The 22711-nt window shown below is 59.9% G+C and carries 22 protein-coding genes; 11 read left to right on the top strand and 11 right to left on the bottom strand.

The window, feature by feature from the left end; all coding sequences use genetic code 11:
- Positions 1-10 precede the first annotated feature (10 nt).
- From ACR0LL_RS14580 to trxB, 4 genes are all read right to left on the bottom strand, one after another.
- Positions 11-1729 (bottom strand): bifunctional sulfate adenylyltransferase/adenylylsulfate kinase, encoded by a 1719-nt coding sequence (locus ACR0LL_RS14580; RefSeq protein ID WP_480587925.1) that lies wholly within the window; start codon positions 1727-1729, stop codon positions 11-13.
- A 196-nt stretch (positions 1730-1925) separates the two neighbouring features.
- Positions 1926-3617 (bottom strand): adenylate/guanylate cyclase domain-containing protein, encoded by a 1692-nt coding sequence (locus tag ACR0LL_RS14575; protein ID WP_480587923.1) that lies wholly within the window; start codon positions 3615-3617, stop codon positions 1926-1928.
- Positions 3618-3697: 80 nt separating this feature from the next.
- Entirely contained in the window at positions 3698-4147 is a 450-nt protein-coding gene (locus tag ACR0LL_RS14570; RefSeq protein ID WP_480587921.1) for an RES family NAD+ phosphorylase, read from the bottom strand.
- A 3-nt stretch (positions 4148-4150) separates the two neighbouring features.
- Positions 4151-5092 carry a thioredoxin-disulfide reductase gene (gene trxB, locus ACR0LL_RS14565; RefSeq protein ID WP_480587919.1) on the bottom strand — a complete coding sequence of 314 codons (942 nt, stop codon included), beginning with the start codon at positions 5090-5092 and terminating at the stop codon, positions 4151-4153.
- A 227-nt stretch (positions 5093-5319) separates the two neighbouring features.
- Here trxB and ACR0LL_RS14560 point away from each other — a divergent pair, with 227 nt between their 5' ends.
- Positions 5320-5820 (top strand): Lrp/AsnC family transcriptional regulator, encoded by a 501-nt coding sequence (locus tag ACR0LL_RS14560; protein WP_209504770.1) that lies wholly within the window; start codon positions 5320-5322, stop codon positions 5818-5820.
- A gap of 119 nt (positions 5821-5939) precedes the next feature.
- Here the strand turns inward: ACR0LL_RS14560 and ACR0LL_RS14555 are convergent, their stop codons facing one another.
- From ACR0LL_RS14555 to lgt, 5 genes are all read right to left on the bottom strand, one after another.
- Positions 5940-6722: a Hint domain-containing protein gene (locus tag ACR0LL_RS14555; RefSeq protein WP_267362963.1), complete on the bottom strand. Its 783-nt coding sequence runs from the start codon at positions 6720-6722 to the stop codon at positions 5940-5942.
- Positions 6723-7053: 331 nt separating this feature from the next.
- Positions 7054-7182: a hypothetical protein gene (locus ACR0LL_RS14550; RefSeq protein WP_480587917.1), complete on the bottom strand. Its 129-nt coding sequence runs from the start codon at positions 7180-7182 to the stop codon at positions 7054-7056.
- Between the two features lie 270 nt (positions 7183-7452).
- Complete coding sequence (gene pgeF / locus ACR0LL_RS14545; RefSeq protein ID WP_267362960.1) at positions 7453-8211, bottom strand: peptidoglycan editing factor PgeF; 759 nt, start codon at positions 8209-8211, stop codon at positions 7453-7455.
- Positions 8208-9275 (bottom strand): class I SAM-dependent methyltransferase, encoded by a 1068-nt coding sequence (locus ACR0LL_RS14540; RefSeq protein WP_480587915.1) that lies wholly within the window; start codon positions 9273-9275, stop codon positions 8208-8210. The genes pgeF and ACR0LL_RS14540 overlap by 4 nt, the downstream gene beginning before the upstream one ends.
- Positions 9272-10162: a prolipoprotein diacylglyceryl transferase gene (lgt, locus tag ACR0LL_RS14535; protein WP_480587913.1), complete on the bottom strand. Its 891-nt coding sequence runs from the start codon at positions 10160-10162 to the stop codon at positions 9272-9274. Before lgt ends, ACR0LL_RS14540 begins: the two co-directional genes overlap by 4 nt.
- 97 nt (positions 10163-10259) lie before the next feature.
- Between lgt and ACR0LL_RS14530 the strand changes: the two genes are divergently transcribed.
- The 5 genes from ACR0LL_RS14530 to ACR0LL_RS14510 all read left to right on the top strand — a co-directional run bounded on the left by ACR0LL_RS14530 (position 10260) and on the right by ACR0LL_RS14510 (position 13466).
- Entirely contained in the window at positions 10260-10508 is a 249-nt protein-coding gene (locus tag ACR0LL_RS14530; RefSeq protein WP_050604795.1) for an accessory factor UbiK family protein, read from the top strand.
- 321 nt (positions 10509-10829) lie between these two features.
- Entirely contained in the window at positions 10830-11330 is a 501-nt protein-coding gene (locus ACR0LL_RS14525) for a type III secretion system chaperone family protein (RefSeq protein ID WP_209598027.1), read from the top strand.
- Between the two features lie 39 nt (positions 11331-11369).
- Positions 11370-12185, top strand: a complete 816-nt coding sequence (proC, locus tag ACR0LL_RS14520; protein ID WP_480587911.1) for a pyrroline-5-carboxylate reductase — start codon at positions 11370-11372, stop codon at positions 12183-12185.
- Entirely contained in the window at positions 12178-12516 is a 339-nt protein-coding gene (locus ACR0LL_RS14515) for a tRNA-binding protein (RefSeq protein WP_267362951.1), read from the top strand. Before proC ends, ACR0LL_RS14515 begins: the two co-directional genes overlap by 8 nt.
- Complete coding sequence (locus tag ACR0LL_RS14510) at positions 12516-13466, top strand: 2-hydroxyacid dehydrogenase (protein ID WP_480587909.1); 951 nt, start codon at positions 12516-12518, stop codon at positions 13464-13466. Before ACR0LL_RS14515 ends, ACR0LL_RS14510 begins: the two co-directional genes overlap by 1 nt.
- Here the strand turns inward: ACR0LL_RS14510 and ACR0LL_RS14505 are convergent.
- Positions 13463-14041, bottom strand: a complete 579-nt coding sequence (locus ACR0LL_RS14505) for a thymidine kinase (protein WP_480587907.1) — start codon at positions 14039-14041, stop codon at positions 13463-13465. The genes ACR0LL_RS14510 and ACR0LL_RS14505 overlap by 4 nt on opposite strands.
- A 355-nt stretch (positions 14042-14396) precedes the next feature.
- On the opposite strand from ACR0LL_RS14505, the gene ACR0LL_RS14500 reads away from it, so the two are divergent.
- Both ACR0LL_RS14500 and ACR0LL_RS14495 read left to right on the top strand, forming a co-directional pair.
- Positions 14397-14858 carry a hypothetical protein gene (locus ACR0LL_RS14500; protein ID WP_480587906.1) on the top strand — a complete coding sequence of 154 codons (462 nt, stop codon included), beginning with the start codon at positions 14397-14399 and terminating at the stop codon, positions 14856-14858.
- Between the two features lie 159 nt (positions 14859-15017).
- Complete coding sequence (locus ACR0LL_RS14495; protein WP_480587904.1) at positions 15018-16820, top strand: hypothetical protein; 1803 nt, start codon at positions 15018-15020, stop codon at positions 16818-16820.
- 26 nt (positions 16821-16846) lie between these two features.
- Here the strand turns inward: ACR0LL_RS14495 and ACR0LL_RS14490 are convergent, their stop codons facing one another.
- Complete coding sequence (locus tag ACR0LL_RS14490; protein WP_480587903.1) at positions 16847-17971, bottom strand: beta-ketoacyl-ACP synthase III; 1125 nt, start codon at positions 17969-17971, stop codon at positions 16847-16849.
- A gap of 159 nt (positions 17972-18130) precedes the next feature.
- Between ACR0LL_RS14490 and ACR0LL_RS14485 the strand changes: the two genes are divergently transcribed.
- The 3 genes from ACR0LL_RS14485 to ACR0LL_RS14475 are packed head-to-tail and all read left to right on the top strand — an operon-like array spanning position 18131 to position 22691.
- Positions 18131-18598 (top strand): MarR family winged helix-turn-helix transcriptional regulator, encoded by a 468-nt coding sequence (locus ACR0LL_RS14485; protein ID WP_267364261.1) that lies wholly within the window; start codon positions 18131-18133, stop codon positions 18596-18598.
- Positions 18595-19632: an efflux RND transporter periplasmic adaptor subunit gene (locus tag ACR0LL_RS14480; protein WP_267364260.1), complete on the top strand. Its 1038-nt coding sequence runs from the start codon at positions 18595-18597 to the stop codon at positions 19630-19632. The genes ACR0LL_RS14485 and ACR0LL_RS14480 overlap by 4 nt, the downstream gene beginning before the upstream one ends.
- An 11-nt stretch (positions 19633-19643) precedes the next feature.
- Entirely contained in the window at positions 19644-22691 is a 3048-nt protein-coding gene (locus ACR0LL_RS14475; RefSeq protein WP_480587902.1) for an efflux RND transporter permease subunit, read from the top strand.
- The last annotated feature ends 20 nt before the right edge of the window (positions 22692-22711 follow it).

Genomic DNA, 22711 nt, shown 5'->3' with positions numbered 1-22711 from the left:
TTCATCTGGTTCAGCCGGCTGCGATCAGGCCCATGCTTTCCAGCTTCAGCAGCACCTGATGAGCGCAGTTGTCGACCTCGACATTCTCGGTCTCGACACGCAATTCAGGGTTCTGAGGCACGTCATACGGGTCCGAGATACCGGTAAATTCCTTGATCTTGCCTTCGCGGGCCAGCTTGTACAGACCCTTGCGGTCGCGCCGCTCACACTCTTCGATGGTGGTCGCGACATGCACTTCGCAGAAGGCACCGAACTGCTCGATCTCTTCGCGCACCGCGCGGCGCGTGGTGGCATAAGGTGCGATCGGGGCGCAGATGGCGATGCCACCATTCTTGGTGATCTCGGATGCGACATATCCGATCCGGCGGATGTTCAGGTCGCGATGCTCTTTCGAGAAACCCAGTTCGGATGACAGGTTTTTCCGCACGATGTCGCCATCCAGCAACGTGACCGGACGGCCCCCCATCTCCATCAGCTTGACCATAAGCGCGTTGGCGATGGTGGACTTGCCCGAGCCCGAGAAGCCGGTGAAGAACACGGTAAAGCCCTGCTGGCTGCGTGGCGGCTTGGTCTTGCGCAGCTCGGTCACCACTTCGGGAAAGCTGAACCATTCGGGGATTTCCAGACCCTCGGCCAGACGGCGGCGCAGCTCGGTGCCCGAGATGTTCAGGATCGTGACATTGTCCTTGTCCAGAATCTCGTCATTCGGCTCGTATTGCGCGCGTTCCTGCACATAGACCATGTGCTTGAAATCGACCATCTCGACGCCGATCTCGTCCTGGAACTGGCGGAACAGATCCTGCGCGTCATAGGGGCCATAGAAATCTTCCCCGGCCGAGTTCTTGCCCGGGCCCGCGTGATCGCGGCCCACGATGAAATGGGTGCAGCCATGGTTGGCACGGATCAGCCCGTGCCAGACCGCCTCGCGCGGGCCAGCCATGCGCATCGCCAGATTCAGCAGGCTCATCGAGGTGGTGGATGCGGGATACTTGTCCAGCACCGCCTCATAGCAGCGCACGCGGGTAAAGTGGTCCACGTCGCCCGGCTTGGTCATGCCGACGACCGGGTGGATCAGCAGGTTGGCCTGCGCTTCCTTGGCGGCGCGGAAGGTCAGCTCCTGATGCGCACGGTGCAAGGGGTTGCGGGTTTGGAAGGCCACGATCCGGCGCCAGCCCAGCTTGCGGAAATAGGCGCGCAGCTCGTTCGGCGTATCGCGGCGACCGCGGAAGTCATAGTGAACGGGCTGCTGGATGCCCACGACAGGGCCACCCAGATAGACCTTGCCCGCCACATTGTGCAGATAGTTCACAGCCGGGTGGGCATCGTCATCTGCGCCAAAAACCTTCTCGGCCTCGCGGGCCTTGTTCGGGGTCCAGCGGTCAGTGACCGTCATGGTGCCCAGAATCACGCCTTCCTGATCGCGCAGCGCGATATCCTGACCCAGTTCGATCTTGTCCGCAAAGTCTTCGCTGACGTCCAGCGTGATGGGCATCGGCCATAGCGTGCCATCAGCTAGACGCATGTTTTCGACGACATTGTCGTAATCGGCCTCGCTCAGGAAACCTTTGAGCGGGTTGAAACCGCCGTTCATCAGCAGCTCCAGATCACAGATCTGGCGCGGGCTCAGATCCCAACTGGTCAGGTCGGCGGCTTCGACTTTCAGTTTCTGGGCCGAGTCATACGACACATAAAGTTCGGGAATGGGGGCCAGATTGCTTAACATTGTCATCTGAATACTCTTATCGCAGTGTTGTGTTGCCAATGATTCAAGGGCGTTTTCGGGGCATTTGCACCGACTGTCGCGCGAAGTCCACTGGCGTCAATGAAACAAAGGACGATATGCGCTGATTTCTCGCGGATTGGAAGGAATTTCCAACTCTGAAATCAAAATGATGATCTGGTTCCCCTGGGCGTAGATAATCCGATCATGCAAGGTATGACTGTTCCTGTTTTCGCGTGTGCGGCGCAAGCTCGGACGCGCGGGTGACTGGCAGGGTGGGAATCGGATCGGCAACGCCGCGCAGCTGGAACATCCGGACACCCTCCGGCGGCAGGTCCATACCCGCAGCCTTCAACACCTCTTGCGAGACCAGCAACTCGACCCCCAAGGCCTTGGTTTCGCTTTCCAGTCGGCTGGCCACATTGACGGCGTCGCCGATGATCGTTCTCGCGGCATGTCCCTGCGCGCCAATCTCACCCAGCACCAGATCACCAAGGTGTAAGCCCATTCCGATGCGAATGCCGGGGCTGCCTTCGGCCTCAAGCTGCTCGTTGAACCGGTCGAGGGCATGGCTGATATCTATCGCAGCCTTCAACCCCGCGCTGGCGGATGCGGCTGCATCGGGTTTTTCGAAAACCGCCAGCAACCCGTCTCCCATATACTTGTCCACGACACCGCCGTCCTTGGTGATGGCAGGCACGACGGCGTCGAAGAACCGGTTCAGCAGGAACACGATATCATAGGGCAGCTGCCCCGTCGTGCGGGCGGTAAATCCGCGCATGTCCAGAAACAGCACGGCCAGTTTCCGTTCCTGCCCCTGACTGGCATGCCCGCGAACGCGCCCGCCATCCGGTTGAAAAACGCGGAAAACGGTGGTCGGTTCCGTCGGGCGGATCTGGCAGGCCAGCCGTGTCTGCGGTGAGGCGCCGACAGCGGCCAGGCTGCGGGCCTCGACATCGCCGGGCGGGGGCAGGGCGTTAGCGCCTTCCTCGATGATGACGCGGCATGTGGTGCAGCGTCCCTTCCCGCCGCACAAGGCCGTATGGGGCACACTATGTGCCTGCGAAATCTCAAGCAGTGTCATGCCCTTTTCGGCATCCACCTCGGGCCCGTTGCTGTAACTTACCCGCACCGAATGCCTGCGCCGCCACAGCTTGCGCCCGATATACACAAGACCCGTGGCCGCCAAGGCGAGCCAGAACGCCAAAAGGGCATTATCCTTGACGGTGAACATGGTCTGGAACGCCTCGGGCGAGGGCCAGTTGTAATGCTCGATATATTGTTCCCGCAGAAACTCATCCGCGAATTCTAACCAAATGCGGCGGCCCTCGGTCAGCAGACCAGCCAAGGCGAACGTAGGGATGAAGACGGCAACACCGATCAGATAGGGTACGGCGCTGGACCACCATTTCGTCAGCCGTAACCACATATGCAGCCCGATACAGCCATGCACCCAGACGATCAGCAACAGTGCGCTTTGCATCCAAATCACGGTACTGGGCCACATCAGGATGATGATGTACCCCATCTCGTCGTTGACGTCATAGATCTCGTGCGCGACCCGGGTCTGAATGACATGCGAGATCAACTGCAAAGGTATCAGCAGACCAAGAACCACCTGCAACGCCGTGCTGAACGGCATGCGTAGGGTCCGGCGCTGTGCGATCGAGGCTAGCGCCAGACCGGCATGTGTGAACAACGCCGCATAAAGCAGCAGGCTCATAAGACTGTGCCGCGTCACCGCTGTTCGACCGTCCTGCATCCCGTGCAGATAATCGGTGTGAAACAGGCCCAGTCCGATGTTGATGAAATGGAAGAAAGCGAAAGCAAACAGAACCAACCCGCTGCCGATCCGAAGCCGGGTTGCCCAACCGCCACGCCACAAAGCGCTCTTCAAGAATACCACCTGTATCGCTGTTCGCCTTGGTTGGACTTTGCGAGGACGTTCGCGGTCAGGTCAAGGCTTCGGGTGCAAATCTAGGCCCGCCAGTGGGTCGCGGTGTGTTGGGATTGAATTGATATCTTGTCCGCACAAAACAGCACCAGATGGCTGAGGTCAGGGCGCGAGCGCGAGCTGTAGATCAAGCCGTCCGCCCCTATTGCCCGCGCTTTATCCGAAAAAGACCATGTGGGCGAAGGGATCCCCGTCGCGCGAATATCCTGCCAGATCACCGACGCTGCCGTCTGCCCGCGGTAATCCACCAACTGCGCGTTTTCCACCAGAAACCTTTGTATCACGCGGTCGGGATCATCACCCGAGACGTAGCGCCGGATGGCGACCGAAGCGCCCTCGGCGCTGAGCGAGGCATAAAGCCCGAACTGTCCGGAATGGTGAAAGCGCCCCTCGGGCGCGCGGGCAGGCAGCAATGGGGCTGCTGCCTGCGACGCAAACAGAATTCTCCAGACAGGGCCAGAGAATTCAAGCATGTATCAGTCCTGTTCGGCCAGGAACCGTTCGGCATCCAGGGCCGCCATACAGCCCATTCCCGCGCTTGTTACCGCCTGACGATAGACATGGTCGGTCAGATCGCCTGCCGCGAACACGCCGGGGATCGAGGTTTCGGTGCTGCCCGGTTTGGTGACGACATAGCCACCCATATGGGTTTCCAGCGTCTCCTTAACCAACTCGTTCGCTGGGGCGTGGCCGATGGCGACAAAGACGCCCTTGCACGGGATCTCGGTAATCTCGCCGGTTTTGACATGTTTGACCCGAACGCCTTCAACGCCCAAAGGCGCGTCGGTGCCGATCACTTCTTCCAACTGGTGGAACCACATCGGTTCGATCTTTTCATTCTTCAACAGGCGATCCTGAAGGATCTTTTCCGCCCGCAACTCATCACGGCGGTGGATCAGGGTCACCTTGCTGGCGAAATTGGTCAGGAACAGGGCCTCTTCCACGGCTGTGTTGCCGCCGCCGATCACCACGATTTCCTGCCCGCGATAGAAGAACCCGTCACAGGTGGCGCAAGCCGAGACGCCAAAGCCCTTGAATTTCTCTTCCGACGGCAGACCCAGCCATTTCGCACGCGCGCCGGTGGCCAGAATGACGGCGTCCGCCGTGTATGTGGTGCCGCTGTCGCCCTTGGCGGTGAAGGGGCGCTTGCTGAGGTCCAGATCGCTGATGATATCGCCGATCACCTCGCATCCCATGGCCTTGGCATGGTCCTGCATCCGCACCATCAGGTCCGGGCCCTGCACCTCGGTGTCGCCGGGCCAGTTTTCGACTTCGGTGGTCGTTGTCAGCTGACCACCGGGTTCGATGCCCTGTACCAGAATGGGTTCCAGCATGGCGCGGCTTGCATATACGCCTGCGGTGTATCCTGCGGGTCCCGACCCGATGATCAGAACCTTGGTGTGTCTTGTGTCGGCCATGGTGCCCCCGCTCGAATTGCCTGAATTGGGCCCGCGGCCCGTCGCCCCGATATAGCGACCGACCGGCCCGGCTTAAAGCCCCTTACTGTTCAGGCCCCCGCGGGCTGGGGTGCCCTGGGTTTTAGGGGAGAAAGCGAAAAGGAAACAAAGAAAATTGCGCATCTGCGAAACATTATTGCGCGCGTGTGGGGTGCTGATATAAGAACCGAAAAAATCAGGAGCATTTGATGGTCACGACTCGGCTGGATGATATTGATCGCAAGATTCTGGCGGAACTGCAGGCGGACGGTCGTATGACCAATGTCGAGCTGGCAAAACGGGTCGGAATCTCGGCCCCGCCCTGTCTGCGCCGGGTGCGCACACTCGAAGAATCCGGTTTCATCACTGGCTATCACGCCGAGGTCAACTCGCGCGAGTTGGGGTTCGAGGTTCAGGTATTTGCCATGGTCGGTCTGGACAGCCAGGCCGAAGTCGAACTGCGCGCGTTCGAAGGCCGCTGCCGCGAATGGCCATTGGTCCGCGAATGCCACATGCTGAACGGCGAAGTGGATTTCATCCTGAAATGCGTCGCACCTGACCTGAGCAGCTTTCAGCAGTTTCTGACGGGCGAGTTGCTGACCACGCCAAACGTGGCCAGCGTCAAGACATCGCTCGTTATTCGCGGCGCAAAAGACGAGCCAGGCGTACCGTTCGACGTTCTGGAAGAACGTATGAACCGGACGGCGTAACGCCAACACGTTTTGGTTGCGCGGTGATTGGTGGCAACAGTGCTGCCACCGCAAGGGATAGAACCCAACTTATTACCAGCTGCATGATGCCCCCCATAATGCAGTAATCACAATCATGCTCAGGCCGTCATCGCGTCGATCTCACCATCTCCGGCGCGCGGCATCAGCAGCGGGCCGAAATCGTTCAGCGACTCGATATGCGCGAACAGGTTCAGATAGATCGACCGAAGCGAGTGGCTGATCATGCGAACCGCATTCACACCTGGATGATATGTTTCGAACTGTAATCCATCTACGCGAATAACGGAATGGCGTTTTAAACAAATGTGAAACAGTTCAACGGGGGTAGGCGGCATTGTTTCAATTACACCCATCCCGTCCTGAAATTCGGACACGGGTGTAAGAATCGGCTGCCCCCCATGCAGGTGCCGCAAATGCGCAGGTGTTCCCACGATTCGCGCCGCCGGGCCGGCAATGACACCCGACATTGGCTTTTGCATCCCGAACGTATCCGCCATGATCCGCGTCAGCGGCCGCGTCCGGCCACGTGAATCCGCGCGCCCGGGGATCAACGTGACAGATCCCTTCCACAGCACGGTTTCCGATGCGCCATCCTGCGTCAGGACCGTATCCCCCGGCATCAAATCCTCGATTGCCATCGGTCCATGTTCCGTTTCTACCAAAGATCCACGTGTGAAGGCGCAAAACGCGTCTTCAAACATCGGCAGGGCAGGCGCGATGTGGCGGGTCTGAACCACATCTCCGTTCTTCAACAGGCTGCTGACCTCATAGCGGCGCAGCTGGGCTTTTGGCTTGGAAACCGGCCGCGGCGCGTCCCGCAGCATAACAGACGTTTCGATAGCATTTCTGGCCGCGCGGGCCAGTGAATTAGGAATAGTCATTAATATTCCGTCCCCTCAAAATGTTCGGTCAGGCGCGGCGTACCCCCGTACAGACCCGCCCGGCGAACTGGTTCTTTGCCTTGAAACAAATGGGTGACCCTCGGGCGGCAACCGGTACGGTCCCGCAACGCGACTAAATCTCGCTTTCCAATGGTCAACACATTGACCCCCCAGACAAACTCGTACTTCACGGGCGAAATTGCCCGCACACACACAACTCCTAAAAAGTCACGAACCCCTCGCTCGTGACGCGCGATACATCAGGCCGGAGCGAACCTGATACGCGTTGACCCAGATGAGACCGGCAGCTTGGTCTCTGGGTTTTTCTGTCTCAGCGTCGTGCCGCGATGCGACTGGCGACCCTGACAGAATTGCTTGTTACCCGCTTCCACGGCATTTCCAGGTTCTGGCCCCGAGTGGCCGCGACCATGGCTTTCAGAAAGCGTGATTTGGTTTTCATTTTTTGGTCCTGCTCTGAACGGGGTGTATTTCCCCACATCCTCTGTAAACCTTTTGTGACGCGGGTTTGCGGCAGGGATAAGGCTTATCCGGGATGATTTGCGGACAGAAAAATGAAGTCAGATGGACCTCCCACTCAACACGCCAGCGCCCGATTTTCGAACGTCAGATAACGATCTGATTACTGGCAAAAACTCGTTACGATTCTGATGCCCAATCAACACAACAAATGTGGCGGAAAAGTGGCAGGGTACCTAAATCTGGACGAAGATCACAATCTTATGACGGAAATCAACCGCCCGTAATCGACCTCGTTCGCGTGCGTTGATCGGCGATAGGAATAGAACCTGTCAGGGTCGGAATATGTGCAGTGTCGGGTCCACTCGGCCTGTCCGATTCCCGCCTGCCGCAGCCGGTGCAACCCGAAGGCGGGCAGATCAAATTGCAGGCGGTCACTTTCACCATTGGCAAAAAAGCGGCTGTTGTCCGGCGAATCCGCCAGGAACGCGTCCAGAAACTCTGGCCCCACCTCGTAAGCGCGCTGGGAAATACTGGGTCCGATCACGGCGCAGATATTGCTGCGGTCGGCTCCCAGCGCCTCCATCGCGTCCAGCGTCGCTTCCAGAACACCGTCCAGCGCGCCGCGCCACCCGGCATGGGCCGCACCGATCACATGCGCGTCGGGATCGGCGAACAGAACCGGCTGGCAATCGGCCGTCAGGATCGTCAGGGCCAGACCGGGTGTTGCTGTGACAATGGCGTCCGCTTTGGGCTTTTCACCGTCAACCGGGGCTTGGACTGTCAGAACCGTTGGGGAATGAACCTGATGCACCGCGACCATTGCCTCGGGGTCCACCTCCATCGCGTCGGCCACCCGCCGCCGGTTCAGCGCGACAATCTCGGTTTGATCCGAGGACCCCTGACCGCAGTTCAACCCGCTGAAAATTCCTGAAGACGCGCCGCCGCGACGGGTAAAGAACCCATGGCGAAATGGCGACAGCAGATCCGAGGTCAGAATTTCCAGCGTCATGGTTCCAATCCTGGTGGTGGGGCTGCATAGGCCGGGAAAAGGCCCATCACCTTGAACAGATTTCCCATTTCATCAGGATGCGTCAACCGCCGATGCGCGGCAATCAGCGCATCCAGCTCGGAACCGCTCAGCGCCTTGGACAGGGCTTGCGCGCGGGCGGTGATCCCCAGCCGTTCAAGGAAGACGCCCTGCGGTGTCAAGCGCGTATGCCTGCACCCACAGGCGCGGGTCGCAACGGCCAAAGGCTCAAAATCCACATGCGCGGTCAAATCGGCCTGACCGGGCGATGCCAGAGGATCGGAATGCTCGTGGTTTTGCAGCGCCTGCAAGGTATCGCCCAGCGAATGCCAGTCGCCATAATCCACAATCAATGCCGCGCCGCCATGGCTGGCGACCCGCCCTGCGATCACGGTCAAAACGGGAATCGCAGCAGCACACAGTTCGACCAGATCACCGTCCTTGGTGTCCGACAGCCTGTCATTCAACGCCACCTGCGGCCCGATCGCGCCCAGTCCGAACGTCAACCCACCGTCACGCTCACCCACCAGACGCTCGCGCCAGCCCGTACCGTCACGCTGGAACTGGCGGATGGGCAGGGCATCAAAGAACTCATTGGCAACCAGCAACAGCGGCTGGTCGGGCAGGTCGGCGATCATGTCGATCCAGGCCGCCTTGTATTCGTTCAGGGTTTCAGCCTGCACCTGTTTCAATACAGGCGATGCTTCGACCAGAACTACCTGCGCCGCCTCGTGAAAACCGGGTACAGACCGTGTGGCGCGCAGAATATCGGCCATCAGGGTACCGCGCCCCGGCCCCAGCTCACACAGGGTAAACGGTGCGGGCCGTCCCTGATCCATCCAGCTTTGCGCCAGAGACAGCCCGACCAGCTCTCCGAACATCTGACTGATTTCCGGGGCTGTGGTGAAATCCCCCGCAACCCCCAGCGGATCACGGGTCGTGTAATAGCCCAGCGTCGGATGCAGCAGGCACTCAGCCATGTAATCCGCCACGCTCATGGGTCCGTCCTGCCGGATGCGGGCGACCAGATGATCGGTCAGGCTCATACCGCCCGCCGCCGCGCGCGCAGGGCAAACCACAATCCAAGCGCGATCATCGGCAGCGACAGGAACTGCCCCATGGTCAGCCCGTACCCGCCCACATGCCAGGCCAGCCCCAGCGGATTGCCGGGCGATACGAATTGTGCGTCCGGCTGGCGAAAGAACTCGACGATAAAGCGCGACGCGCCGTAGCCCGCAAGAAACGTCCCCATGACAAGGCCCGGTGTGCGAAAACCGCCGCGCCGATAGACCAGCCACAGCAATACCGCCCCAAGCAACACCCCCTCCAGCGCGGCCTCATACAGCTGCGACGGGTGCCGGGCGCACATGCCTGCGACCACGCCGGGGCAATCCTGCGCAGCATATCCAGGAAAGACGACAGCCCAGGGCAGCTCACTCGGGCGGCCCCACAGCTCGGCGTTGACGAAATTGGCCAGCCGCCCCAGCAGCAATCCGGGCGGAACGGTGTAGGCAACCAGATCCCCCAGCGACAGGGCAGGGATCCGGTGCCGTCGTGCAAACAGGTACGACGCAAGGATCACGCCCAGCAGGCCGCCATGAAACGCCATGCCGCCTTGCCAGACCTTCACGATCTCCAGCGGGTGCGACAGGTAATAACCCGGCTGATAAAACAGCACAAAGCCCAGCCGCCCGCCCAGAATCACGCCCAGAATGATCCAGGTAACCAGATCCTCCAGCTGTTCGGGCTTCATCGGCGGGCCATCCGCAGGCCAGAGCGCCGGGCGGCGCAACGCCACAACAGCCAGCCGCCACGCGATCAGGATGCCCGCGATATAGGCCAGCGCATACCACCTTAACGCGAATTCCATCCCGAACAGCGGGATCGAGAACAGTTCGGGCGACAGATCGGGGAAATTCAGAACAGCCTGCATGTGCGTCTCATTGCCCGGGGTTTGCAGGTCAAGTCAACCTTGAGCCCGCGCCATTCTTTGCCCATATACAGGTAAACCGCGAGATCGGAGAACAGATATGCAGACCCGCAACAAAATCCTGGATGACGTGTCCCAGCTGATGACCAACGCCATGGGCGTGGCGCAGGGCGCGCGGGAAGAGGCTGAAAACGCGATGAAGTCGATGATCGACCGCTGGCTGGCCGACCGCGATTTCGTCACCCGCGAAGAATTCGACGCCGTGCGCGCCATGGCTCAGAAGGCGCGCGAAGAAAACGCGGCACTCGAAGCCCGCATCGCCGCGCTCGAGGCGAAACTGGACAAATAACGCCCCGGCGTTCCCTTTATTCACAATTTTCGGACAAAGCATTCCGCCGCGCAATCCAGCCCGGATTGTGCGGTGCTGTGTATTCTGACGTGTCGCAGAATTTATTCAAGACAAAGCTGACTCTGGCGCCAATATTTTGATCGCCGTTGCCTTCTGTCCACAACTTATTGCTGTTATCCCCAATAATTAGGGTTGCCAGAACTTACGCCACATCGCACCATATTTAGTACAGGCCTATGGGGGAAGCCCGGTTTGTAGAGCAGGCAACTAGCGCTGGGGCGCTGCCAGCCCCGAAATGCTAGAGATTAGTGAGGTGGCATTATGGCCCTTTCCGAGCAGTATCTCGAAGAAGACATTCATCCGATCGACATTGTTGAGCATCTGGCCGAACATCACGACTGGGATTTTGATCGCATTGGGGACGATCAGATTGCCATGGCCGTTGAAGGGCAGTGGCGCACCTACTCGATCACACTGGCCTGGTCCAACTATGACGAAACGCTGCGCATGGTGTGCAGCTTCGAAATGGAACCACCGGCCGAGCGTGAAATGCAGCTCTATGAGTTGCTCAACAAGATGAACGACCAGTGCTGGGCAGGCGCGTTTACCTATTGGGCAAACCAGAAGCTGATGGTCTATCGCTATGGTCTGGTCCTTGCAGGCGGACAAACGGCCAGCGCTGACCAGATCGACACGATGATCAATGCCGCCGTCATGAGCGCCGAGCGGTACTACCCCGCGATCCAATTGGTGACCTGGGGCAACAGAGGGCCAGAAGAAGCCATGCAAGTGGCCATTGCAGAGGCCTACGGCCGCGCGTAAACCTTTGCCCCGAACCGATATGTAAAGCGGGAGGGGCAAATGGACATGACGCGAGTGGCCGAACAGGGGCTTGTGCTTCTGGGGTGCGGAAAGATGGGGTCCGCAATGCTGGCGGGATGGCTGGAACACGGCCTTCCGCCAGCTTCCGTTTGGGTCATCGATCCCTACCCGTCAGATTGGCTGAAGGCGCAGGGCGTCAATATCAACGCACCCTTGCCCGAATCCCCCGCCGTGGTGCTGGTTGCGGTCAAACCGCAGATGATGGGCGAAGCCCTGCCTGCCCTTCAGGCACTGGGCGGCGGGTCCAGCCTGTTCATTTCCGTTGCGGCTGGCACCTCGATTGCCACCTTCGAATCCGTTCTGGGCCAAGACACCCCGATCATTCGCGCCATGCCCAACACACCCGCTGCTATCCGTCAGGGCATCACGGCACTGATCGGCAACGCACACGCCTCCGAGACCGATATGGAACAGGCCGAAAACCTGCTGGCGGCAGTGGGCCAGACCGTTCGCCTGGAGGATGAGGCACAGATGGACGCCGTCACCGGGCTCAGCGGGTCCGGCCCGGCCTATGTGTTCCATCTGATCGAAACCCTGGCCGCAGCGGGCGAGGCGCATGGCCTGCCTGCCGAGCTTGCGATGAAACTGGCCAAGTCCACAGTGGCCGGTGCCGGGGCACTGGCCATGGCGTCCGACGAAGACCCCGCGCAGCTGCGCATCAACGTGACCTCTCCGAACGGTACCACACAAGCCGCGCTTGAGGTGCTGATGCATCAGGAAACCGGCTTTCCCGACCTGCTGAACCGTGCCGTCAAGGCCGCAACCGACCGATCCAAGGAGCTCTCGCGTGAGTGAAATTTCGTTCGACGACTTTCTCAAGGTCGATATTCGCGTGGGCGAGGTGATCCGCGCCGAGCCTTATCCCGAGGCCCGCAAACCCGCGATCAAGATGTGGATCGACTTTGGTGACGAGATCGGCGAGCGCAAGACCTCGGCCCAGATCACCGCGCATTACGATCCGGCCACTCTGGTTGGCAAACAGGTCATGGCTGTCGTCAACTTCCCTCCGCGCCAGATCGGCAAGTTCATGTCCGAAGTTCTGGTGCTGGGCCTACCCGATGACAGCGGCGAGATCGTTTTGATCGGCCCCGACGGCAAGGTTCCTACAGGCGGGCGGATGCACTGATGAAACTGCTGATCACGCGCCCGATGACCCCGGCAGTCGAATCGCGCGCCCGCGCCGATTTCGATGTGACCATCCGGGAAAACACCCTGCCCATGTCACGGCAGGAGATGCTGGCCGCTCTGGCCGATTACGACGTGGTCGTCCCGACGCTGGGTGATCAGTTTTCGTCGCAGGTTTTTGCAGAAGCCGGTCCGCCGCGCTGCAAGCTGCTGGCCAATTTCGGTGTTGGCTTCAACCATATCGACGTGGATGCCGCACTTGCGGCCGGGATTGACGTAACCAACACCCCCGGCGCGGTCACCGATGCCACGGCTGATATCGCCATGACCCTGCTGCTGACCACAGCCCGGCGCGCCGGTGAGGGTGAGCGGCTGGTGCGGTCGGGTCAGTGGCAGGGCTGGCACCCGACGCAGATGCTGGGCCATCACGTGACCGGCAAGCGCGTGGGCATCGTCGGTATGGGCCGCATCGGACAGGCCATCGCGCGCCGCTGTCATTTCGGGTTTGCCATGCAGGTGGCCTATCAGTCCCGCAATGCAAAAGATCTGGATTTCCCGGCAGAATTCACACCTGACCTTGAAACACTCGCCACTTCGGTCGATTTCCTTGTGCTTGCGGTTCCCGGTGGTGCGGAAACCCGCCACCTGATCAATGCGCAGGTTCTTGAGGCGATGAACCCCTCGGCTATTCTGGTCAACATCGCCCGTGGCGAGGTGGTGAACGAGGCCGCGCTGATCACGGCGCTGCAAACCGGTCAGATCGCGGGGGCGGGGCTGGACGTCTACGAATTCGAACCCAAAGTGCCACTAGCCCTGTGCGATATGGAAAACGTCACCCTGCTGCCCCATCTGGGCACCGCCACCGAAGAGGTGCGCAGCAGCATGGGGCACATGGCGCTGGATAACGTGGCGGCCTTTGTCGCGGGTAGGGCGCTGCCCAACCCGGTCTAGTCGCCCACCGCCTCGCGCCAGTGTTTGCGGCAGAGCGAGACATAGGTCTCGTTCCCGCCGATCTGCACCTGCGCCCCTTCGGTGATGGCCTTGCCGGTCTCGTCGCGACGAATCACCATCGTGGCCTTGCGGCCGCATTCACAGATCGTGCGCACTTCGCGCATTTCGTCGGCAAGGGCCAGCAGGGCGGCAGAGCCGGGGAACAGCTTGCCCTGAAAATCCACGCGCAGCCCATAGGCAAGCACCGGCACATCCAGATCGTCCACCGCACGGGCCAGTTGCCAGACCTGGGCCTCGGACAGGAATTGTGCCTCGTCGATGAAAACGCAGGCCACGGAACCTTTGTCCAGCCGGGACCGGATCATGGCGAAGACATCATCTTCGGGTGTGAAAGTGTCAGCCTGCTCCGATATGCCGATGCGCGATGCAATCCGCCCCGCACCCGCCCGCCCGTCAATGGCGGCGGTCATCAGGTAGGTCTGCATTCCGCGCTCGCGATAGTTGTGCGAGGCCTGTAGCAACACGGTCGACTTGCCCGCGTTCATGGTGGAATAGTTGAAATACAGCTTTGCCATAGCGTGGGTCTAAAACGCCCGGCCAAAAGGAACAAGAGAGCAAAGGGATGTAAGAAGCGACGTCGCCGTTGCGTGTGCAGAGGCCGAGCTGGGCTCGTAGGGGATGGAACCCCCGCGTCTGCAACAGCGACGCCGTCGGCCAACATGTGGCCAAAACAAAGCAAGGCCCAACAATACCGCCCTGCAATCACTCTTTACCGGCTTGAACTGCCGCCACTCACTCACAAAATCCCCCGCTTATCTGAGGGATAGTCAATGTATGACATTTCAATTATGACTCAGGTATGGGAAATTTCCCGACGCTTTCCCCGGTTTGGACATCGGGCAGGCGTTTGCAGGTAACAAAGGTAAATCAATGGCAGATATCGGGGCCTATCTGAAGAAACACACAGAAGCGCTGGTCAAAGATGTCGGAATAGAAGCTGCTTGTGAAATCACCGGAAAATCCAAGGCGACCCTGGGCCGGTATTATTCGGACAATGCGGAACACGCGGACAGGTTCATGCCCGTGGATGCGGTGGCCCGGCTTGAAAACGCAGCAACTTATCCGCATGTGACATCCGCACTGGCGGATCTGAAAAACATCACCTTGTCGTACAGCGAACGCAACACCGTGGCACCACGCACAGGCGGGGTGAATTCGGATGTCATCGCGCTCAGCCAGCGGTTTGCAATGCTGATGACGGAATATCAGGCTGCAATCGAAGATGGCATCATCACGGTGAACGAAGCCAAAAGGCTGCTGAAAGAAACCAGTATGCTTCAGCAGGTCCTGATTGAAATGAAACTGCACCTGGAAGAAGAAAGCGTCAGCTAGGCTTGGCGGCGGCCAGCTATCGGCCAAAAACCGCCTGCCCGGATCGCCGCAGATGTCGTGCGCTTTGTTGCATGATCATCAACCGGACTCTGCGCCTCAATTCAGTCACGTCTTTCAGATAAGCTGTGGCGCAGGCAAGATCGTCAAGGGCAGTAAACCATGCAGAAAATGCAGGAAAATTACAGCATTCTCGCAGACCGTATGGTTTGGCGGTCGTTCCTGTTTGTCTATGCGCTCTTTCTGGCAACGGTGCTGTTTGGCGCTTATCAGGAAGGCCCCGACGACGCGATGCGCTGGGTCATGGTACAGGACTTGCTGGCGGGGCAGGGCTGGTTTGACGCCTATCAGCATCGGCTGGGGCCCGGTGACGGCACGCTGATGCACTGGTCCCGGCTTGTCGATGCGCCGATTGCCGGGCTCTACGCGTTGTCCGCGATGGTCGTGCCGCCCGACACCGCCTTGCAAGTGACCGCGTTTGTGTGGCCGGTGCTGCTGGCGGGGCTGACCCTGTGGGCCTTTGCTGTCACCGGCGCAGCGTTGGGCGGGCGAAATGGCGCGATTTCGGCACTGGTGGTCGGTGCGCTGACGCTCGAACATTATCGGAAGTTCGACTATTTCTCGTTTGACCACCACAATGTTCAGATTCTGCTGTTTGCAGCGGCCCTCATGTTCTTTGTCCTGCGCAAGGCCAAACCCTCTGCTGCGGGATGGCTGGGTGTCTGTCTGGCCCTTTCGGTGTCAATCGGAACCGAATCGATCGTGCAGGTCGCGATTATCGCGGTGTTCTTCACGATTGACTGGATCGTGACCGGCACAGCCGCCCGCCGCCGCACCGTGGTGTTTGGAACCGGGCTGGCGCTGACCCTGTTGTTGGCCAGAGTTGCAACAACGGGGCGTCAGGGCTTTCTGTTCCCAAGCTGCGATGCCCTGACGATCAGTGTGGCCCTGCCGGCCGGGATCGCGGCCCTGTGCCTGTGTGCAGCAGCCTGGGTCGGGTCGGGCTGGTCCTATTGGGGGCGCATCGGCGCGTGTCTTGCGACAGGCGCTGTAACACTTGGCTGCGCTTACGCATTTGCGCCCTACTGCCTTGAAAACCCGATTGCGGACCTGCCTCAGGACATGCGCGACTTCTGGCTCAGCCAGGTTGCCGAAGCACAGAATATCACCGTCGTGCTGGAACGACATCGGGGAGAGGCTGCGGCCCTGATCGCCATGTCCGTCATCACGGCGGTGGCAGCCTTGTTCTTTGCCCGCCAGTCGCAAGACAAAATGGATTACTTCCTGTTTCTGGCGCTGATTGTGACCGGGTTTTCCATGTTTCTGTACCAGTCCCGGATGATGACGTTTCTGGGCGTGTCTCTTGTGGCTGTTCAGGCTCAGATGCTGCGGGCCCTTTACGTCAGTTACAGAACCCATGGCCGCACGCTTTCCGGCCTGGCTATGATAGGCTTTATCGTCTGCGTCTCGCCAAAGATTGGTAGCAGCGTGGAAAAACAGCTGGAACGGTTTGCGCGCCCCTCCCTTGCGGCACCCGTCGCCGAGGCCGCGCAGGATTCGCAAAACATCGGCGCCCCCTGCAAAGCGCCCGAGGCCTACGCGGCCTTGCAAGACCTGCCAGCCGGAATGGTTCTGGTCGATTTTGATTATGCGGCAGAAGTGCTGCGCTATACCGATCATTCGGTTCTGGCGGGGAATTATCACCGCAACCGGGCCGGAATTCAGGCGCAGATCGCGGTTTTGCGTATGGATGCGTCCCAGGCCGGTCCGCGTCTTGCCGCGCTGGGTGTAAGCTATGTGCTGCTCTGCACCGCCGCACCCCGTGCCGAATTCTGGGATTGGGCATCTCAGGGGCGCGGTCTGCAATCCCAGCTAGCCAAGGGTGAAACCCCCGCCTATCTCAGCCGGATTGATGGTGGGGAAGGGGCCGCGTTTCAGGTTTTTCAGCTCGCGGCCGATCTCTAGTCCGTAAGCGCTTTGCGGAATGCCGATCAGGCGTGACGCTTGACGATCACCGATCCAACCGAATACCCGGCCCCAAAAGAACAGATCAGGCCCAGATCGCCCTCTTGCAGATCGTCAGAGTATTTCGAAAACGCAATGATCGACCCTGCGGATGAGGTGTTCGCATAATCCTGAAGGATATTGGGTTGCTCGCCCGCCTCGGGTTCGCGGCCCAGAACCTTCTTGCCGATGAAATCGTTCATCGTCTTGTTGGCCTGATGCAGCCACAGGCGTTTGAGGTCGGTATTGCTGACCCCTTCGGCTTCCATATGGTCGCTGATATGCTTGCTGACCATCGGCAACACTTCCTTGAACACCTTCCGGCCGTTCTGCATGAACTGCATGTCACGGCGGTCAATCACGCCATCGGGGCGCGACCGGCGCAGGAACCCGTTATTGTTGCGGATATTGTTTGAAAAGGCGGTGGCACAGCGGGTTGACAGGATCTCGAAATGCGGGCCTTTGGCGTCTTCGATCCGCTCGATCAGCGTTGCCGTCGCCACATCGCCAAAGATAAAGTGACAATCCCGGTCGCGCCATTCCAGATGGCCCGAGCAGATTTCAGGGTTCACCACCAACGCCGCGCGCACCGACCCGGACCGCACCATATCCGCCGCCGCCTGAATGCCGAACGTGGCCGAAGAACAGGCGACATTCATGTCAAAGCCAAACCCGTCGATGCCCATTTCCTGCTGAATCTCGATTGCAATCGCCGGATAGGCGCGCTCGTGGTTCGAGGCCGCGCAGATCACCAGATCGACATCCGCCGCCGTGCGCCCCGCCTGCGCCAGCGCCTTCTTGCAGGCATCCACTGCCATCTCGGTCATGATCCCGGGCTCGTCATCACTGCGCTGGCGCAGCGTCGGGTGCATCACGTCGGGGTTCAGCACCCCGGCCTTGTCCATCACGTACCGGTTATGAATGCCCGACGCCTTGACGATGAACTCTTCCGAGGAATGCTGCATCGCCTCCATCTGCCCGGCTGCGATGGCCTCGGCATTCTTCGCGTTCTGCTTGTCGGCATAGGCGTTGAACGCTTCGACAAGCTCGGCGTTGGTGATGACGTTTTCCGGCGTGAAGACACCGGTACCGGTGATGGCGGGGGTATACATGGCGGGCCCTGAATGTTTCGGATTCGCCCAAAATGCAGTCATGGCGTGATTTGATCAAGATATGTTGACCCAAGGGAATCCGTTCCGGGGTGCAGTTTCATATCTTGAATAGTTCATAAATTGAAGTATATCGCCCCGTAACCCGCGCGGAGACCCCCAATGCCCGACGATATCAGTGCCAGACTTGGCCGCCTCAGCCCCGAGATTCAGGCGATCATGGGCGTCTATGCCCTGTACTGGAAACTGGAAGAGACCTTCGACTGTATCGAAACAGACCTGAGCCACCCGGAATGCCACATGCTGATCAAGCTGGATCAGCCCAAGCGCATGGGCGTTCTGGCCGCCGATATGTTAAGCGTACCATCAACGATCACCGCCACTGCGGATGCCCTTGAAAAAGCGGGCTATCTGATGCGGCGGCGTGACCCCGAGGACCGCCGCGCCTGGTTGCTGGTGCTGACAAAGCAGGGCGAAGAGGCCCGCAACATGCTGGTCGCCGCCGCCGGGGACCTGTTTCACAGGGCCTCGGGCCTCAACGAACAAGAAACTGCCGAATTCGCGCGACTGGCGCGTAAAATCCGCGACAACGTATTGAAAACGGGAATTCCCGAGGGATTGAAGAAATGAAGCTCCTGACCTCTCTGGGCCTTGCACTGGCCATTCTGGCAACCCCGATTGCCGCTCAAGAGACCCCGAAACCGGTGAAACTCATGCAGGTGCGCGAAACCGCGCCCGGTTTCACGCGGCAGTTTTTCGGCCGCGTCGCCGCGCGCCAGACCGTTGATCTGGCCTTTCAGGTTGCGGGGCAGATTGTCGAAATGCCCATCAACGAAGGCTTCGTGATTCCCAAGGATGGCCTGATTGCCCGTCTGGATCAGGAACCGTTCGAGCTGCGCCTTGATCGGGCGCGGTTGCAAAAGGAGCAGGCCGACCGCACCGTTGCGCGCCTGTCGCGCCTGCGCGGTACAACCGCCAGCCAGGTGGCCGTGGACGATGCCGAGACCGAGGCGCAACTGGCCGCGATCGCCCTGCGCGACGCGGAGTATGAACTGGAACACGCCACGCTGACCGCGCCCTTTGACGCGCTGGTCTCAAGCCGCTCGGTCGAGGCGTTTACGACCGTCTCGGCAGGCACGCCCATCGTCCGCATTCACGACATGTCCGAATTGCGCATCGTGGTCGACGTGCCCGAGATCCTGTTTCAACGCTCTGGTCAGAATGACGACATCTTCATCACCGCGAAATTCCCGGTCAGTGACGAAGTCTTCCCGCTGGAAATCCGTGAATTCGACGCTGAAACCTCCAGCGTCGGTCAAACCTTCCGCATCCAGTTCGGCCTGACCCCGCCAAAGGGGCTGCAAATCTTTCCCGGTTCTTCCGTTACCGTCAACGTTCAGGTGCAGGACAACCGCACAGGCATCATCGTACCGGCGACCGCTGTTGTCGCCGACGCAAACGGCGCGCTGAACGTCATGGTGTTTTCCCCGGTCGGGGCGGATGAGGGCACCGTGCGCCGCGTCCCGGTGACCATCGAGCCCACGCAAACCGGCGATGTCCGGGTGCTGACGGGCCTCTCTGACGGGGATGAGGTCGTCGTGGCCGGGGGCGCTGTGCTGACGGATGGTCAGACGGTGCGCCGGTTTGCCGGTTTCGCGAACTGAGGGGCTGACAGATGAATATCGCCCGCGCCTCAATCGACCGGCCGCTTTACACATGGCTGGTCATCCTCATTGCCCTCATTGGGGGCATCTGGGGGTTCACATCGCTTGGCCGTCTGGAAGACCCGGCCTTTACAATCAAAAACGCGGTCATCGCCACGCAATACCCCGGTGCCACGGCAGAACAGGTGGCGCTGGAAGTATCGGAACCGCTAGAATCCGCTATACAGCAGATGGGCGAGGTGGATGTCATCACCTCGGTCAACCAACCCGGACGGTCCCTGATCGAGGTCGAGATCAAGTCGACATACGACGGCACCGAACTGCCAGCCATCTGGACCCGGCTCAGGGCCAAGGTGCGCGACGCCGCGCGCGGCCTACCTTCGGGCGTCGGCCAGCCGTTTGTGAATGACGGGTTCGGCGATGTTTTCGGCCTGTTCTATGCGGTGACCGCCCAAGGGTTCTCGGACGCTGAAAAACACGAACTGGCAACGTTCCTGCGGCGGGAACTGCTCACCGTGGACGGCGTCGCCGATGTCGAGGTTCAGGGCCTGCCGGACGAGGCGATCTTTGTCGAACCCGATCTGGCGATTTCGGTGAACCAGAATGTCCCGCTGCAAGCAATCAACCAGGCCATCGCCAATGCGGATTCGGTCAATTCCTCAGGGTCCTTACGCTCTGATAACGACCGGACCTCCATCCTGACGGCCGAAGGGTCAGACAGCGTGTCGGCCATTGCGGGCCTGTCTGTTGGTTCACAAGGGCAGGTGATCAACCTCTTTGACATGTCCGATGTCTATCGCGCCCGTCAGAACGACCCCGACATCATCATCCGCTACAACGGGACCGAGGCCTTCACCTTGGGTATCGCGGGTCTGGCCACGGAAAACATTGTCGAGGTTGGTAAACGTGCTGATGCAAAGTTCGCGGAATTGAACACAAGCATTCCCTTCGGTGTCGAAATCCTGCCGATCTATCAGCAACATGTGGTGGTCGAACAGGCCTCGAACGACTTTCTCGTGAACCTTGCCATGTCGGTGGCCATCGTGGTCGCCGTTCTGGGCATCTTCATGGGCTGGCGCGCGGCCATTGTTGTCGGCTCGACCCTGTTGCTGACTGTTGTCGGCACGCTTCTGTTCATGTCGCTCTTCTCAATCGAGATGGAAAGAATCTCATTGGGTGCCCTGATCATCGCCATGGGGATGCTGGTGGACAACGCCATCGTCGTGGCCGAAGGGATGCAGATCTCCATGCTGCGCGGCCAGTCCTCGCGCAATGCGGCCGAGGATGTGGCGTCAAAAACCCAGATCCCGTTGCTGGGTGCGACCGTGATTGGCATCATGGCCTTTGCGGGCATTGGCCTCAGCCCTGACGCAACCGGAGAATTCCTGTTCTCTCTGTTCGCCGTGATCGGCATTTCACTGTTGCTCAGCTGGGTTTTGGCGATCACCGTCACGCCGCTATTGGGGCATTACTTCTTCAAACAGGGCAAAGCAGGCGAGATCGACGCTTACGGCGGCCTCCTGTTCCGCACCTATGGTGCGATCCTGCGCTTTGCGCTGCGCTTCCGATGGCTGGTTGTTGCTGGTCTCGTCGGCGTAACCGTGGTGTGCTATGCCGGGTTTGGGCTGATGAAACAGCAGTTCTTCCCCAACTCCAACACGCCTTTGTTCTTCGTGCACTACAAACTGCCGCAGGGCACACCGATTGCACGAACCGCCGAAGACATGGCGGTGTTCGAAGAGTGGCTGGCAGCACGCGACGACGTCGTCTCGGTCACGACCTTTGTCGGTCAGGGGGCTACCCGTTTCATGCTGACCTACTCCGCCGAAAAGCCGAATCCCAGCTATGGGCACATGGTCATCCGCACAGCAAGCCTGGACGACATCCCGGCGCTGCAAGCGGACCTTGAGGCGTTTGGGTCAGTCCAGTTCCCCGAAGGTGAGTTTGGCACCAAGCGCCTGGTTTTTGGCCCCGGCGGTGGTGATCCGATTCAGGCCCGCTTCTCGGGCAGCGATCCGGTCGTGCTGCGCCAGCTCGCGGACGTGGCAGTGCAGCGCATGGCAGCCGCATCCCCGAACGCGCTGCTGGTTCATCACGACTGGCGCGAACAGGAACTGGCGCTGCAACCGATCTATGCCACCGAACGGGCGCAGACAGCAGGTGTCACACGCGAAGACATCGCCGCCACCCTGCAATTCTCGACCGACGGCATTACGGGTGGTGTGTTCCGCGAGCGCGACCGCCTGATCCCGATCATCCTGCGCCGACCTGCGGACGGAGATTACTCGATCGTCGATCAGGTCGTGTACTCGGACCAGTCGGAAAAATTTGTACCAATTGAACAAATGGTGGATGGATTCGAGTACAAAACGCTCAATACGCTGGTTCACCGTCGTGATCGGGTTCTGACTATCACCGTCGGCGCGGACATCCCGCCCGACCTGACTGCGGCACAGGTTCACGCCGAAGTTCGGGACGCCATCGAGGCCATCGAATTGCCGCCCGGGTACAAGATGGAGTGGGGCGGTGAGTTCGAAAATTCGCGCGACGCGCAGGCAAGCCTAGGCAGACAATTGCCGCTGAGCCTGCTGATCATGGTGTTGATTTCGGTCCTGTTGTTCAACGCGATCCGTCAGCCGATCATCATCTGGCTGCTGGTGCCGATGTCCGTGAACGGCGTGGTGATCGGCCTGCTAGGAACAGGGCTGCCCTTCACCTTTACGGCACTTCTGGGCCTGCTCAGCCTGTCGGGTATGCTGATCAAGAACGGCATTGTTCTGGTTGAAGAAATCGATCTGGTCCGCGCCACCGGCAAGCCCCTGCGCGAGGCAATCATCGAAGCATCCGTGTCGCGTTTGCGGCCCGTCATGCTGGCGGCTGTCACGACCATTCTGGGCATGGCGCCACTGCTGACGGATGCTTTCTTCGTCTCGATGGCAGTGACGATCATGGGCGGTCTGGCATTTGCCACCGTGCTGACAATGGTTGCGGCACCGGTGTTTTACCTGCTGTTCTTCGCCCGTGACGAACCAAAGAAAACGATGGAAACGCCTGCGTAAGGCATTGGAAATAAAGAAAA

The organism is Ruegeria sp. AI2, assembly GCF_056541275.1.
The sequence above is the reverse complement of the archived record's forward strand: the minus strand, read 5'-3'. Positions and strand labels throughout refer to the sequence as shown.

Coding starts and splice junctions, on each gene's coding strand:
- ACR0LL_RS14570 (WP_480587921.1), bottom strand. CDS start 4,147: ATGCTTGAATTCTCTGGCCCTGTCTGGAGAATTCTGTTTGCGTCGCAG.
- ACR0LL_RS14530 (WP_050604795.1), top strand. CDS start 10,260: ATGCAGACCCGCAACAAAATCCTGGATGACGTGTCCCAGCTGATGACC.
- ACR0LL_RS14510 (WP_480587909.1), top strand. CDS start 12,516: ATGAAACTGCTGATCACGCGCCCGATGACCCCGGCAGTCGAATCGCGC.
- ACR0LL_RS14480 (WP_267364260.1), top strand. CDS start 18,595: ATGAAGCTCCTGACCTCTCTGGGCCTTGCACTGGCCATTCTGGCAACC.
- ACR0LL_RS14560 (WP_209504770.1), top strand. CDS start 5,320: ATGGTCACGACTCGGCTGGATGATATTGATCGCAAGATTCTGGCGGAA.
- ACR0LL_RS14550 (WP_480587917.1), bottom strand. CDS start 7,182: ATGAAAACCAAATCACGCTTTCTGAAAGCCATGGTCGCGGCCACTCGG.
- ACR0LL_RS14475 (WP_480587902.1), top strand. CDS start 19,644: ATGAATATCGCCCGCGCCTCAATCGACCGGCCGCTTTACACATGGCTG.
- proC (WP_480587911.1), top strand. CDS start 11,370: ATGGACATGACGCGAGTGGCCGAACAGGGGCTTGTGCTTCTGGGGTGC.
- ACR0LL_RS14525 (WP_209598027.1), top strand. CDS start 10,830: ATGGCCCTTTCCGAGCAGTATCTCGAAGAAGACATTCATCCGATCGAC.
- ACR0LL_RS14490 (WP_480587903.1), bottom strand. CDS start 17,971: ATGTATACCCCCGCCATCACCGGTACCGGTGTCTTCACGCCGGAAAAC.
- ACR0LL_RS14555 (WP_267362963.1), bottom strand. CDS start 6,722: ATGACTATTCCTAATTCACTGGCCCGCGCGGCCAGAAATGCTATCGAA.
- ACR0LL_RS14580 (WP_480587925.1), bottom strand. CDS start 1,729: ATGACAATGTTAAGCAATCTGGCCCCCATTCCCGAACTTTATGTGTCG.
- pgeF (WP_267362960.1), bottom strand. CDS start 8,211: ATGACGCTGGAAATTCTGACCTCGGATCTGCTGTCGCCATTTCGCCAT.
- ACR0LL_RS14495 (WP_480587904.1), top strand. CDS start 15,018: ATGCAGAAAATGCAGGAAAATTACAGCATTCTCGCAGACCGTATGGTT.
- ACR0LL_RS14540 (WP_480587915.1), bottom strand. CDS start 9,275: ATGAGCCTGACCGATCATCTGGTCGCCCGCATCCGGCAGGACGGACCC.
- ACR0LL_RS14505 (WP_480587907.1), bottom strand. CDS start 14,041: ATGGCAAAGCTGTATTTCAACTATTCCACCATGAACGCGGGCAAGTCG.
- ACR0LL_RS14500 (WP_480587906.1), top strand. CDS start 14,397: ATGGCAGATATCGGGGCCTATCTGAAGAAACACACAGAAGCGCTGGTC.
- lgt (WP_480587913.1), bottom strand. CDS start 10,162: ATGCAGGCTGTTCTGAATTTCCCCGATCTGTCGCCCGAACTGTTCTCG.
- ACR0LL_RS14485 (WP_267364261.1), top strand. CDS start 18,131: ATGCCCGACGATATCAGTGCCAGACTTGGCCGCCTCAGCCCCGAGATT.
- trxB (WP_480587919.1), bottom strand. CDS start 5,092: ATGGCCGACACAAGACACACCAAGGTTCTGATCATCGGGTCGGGACCC.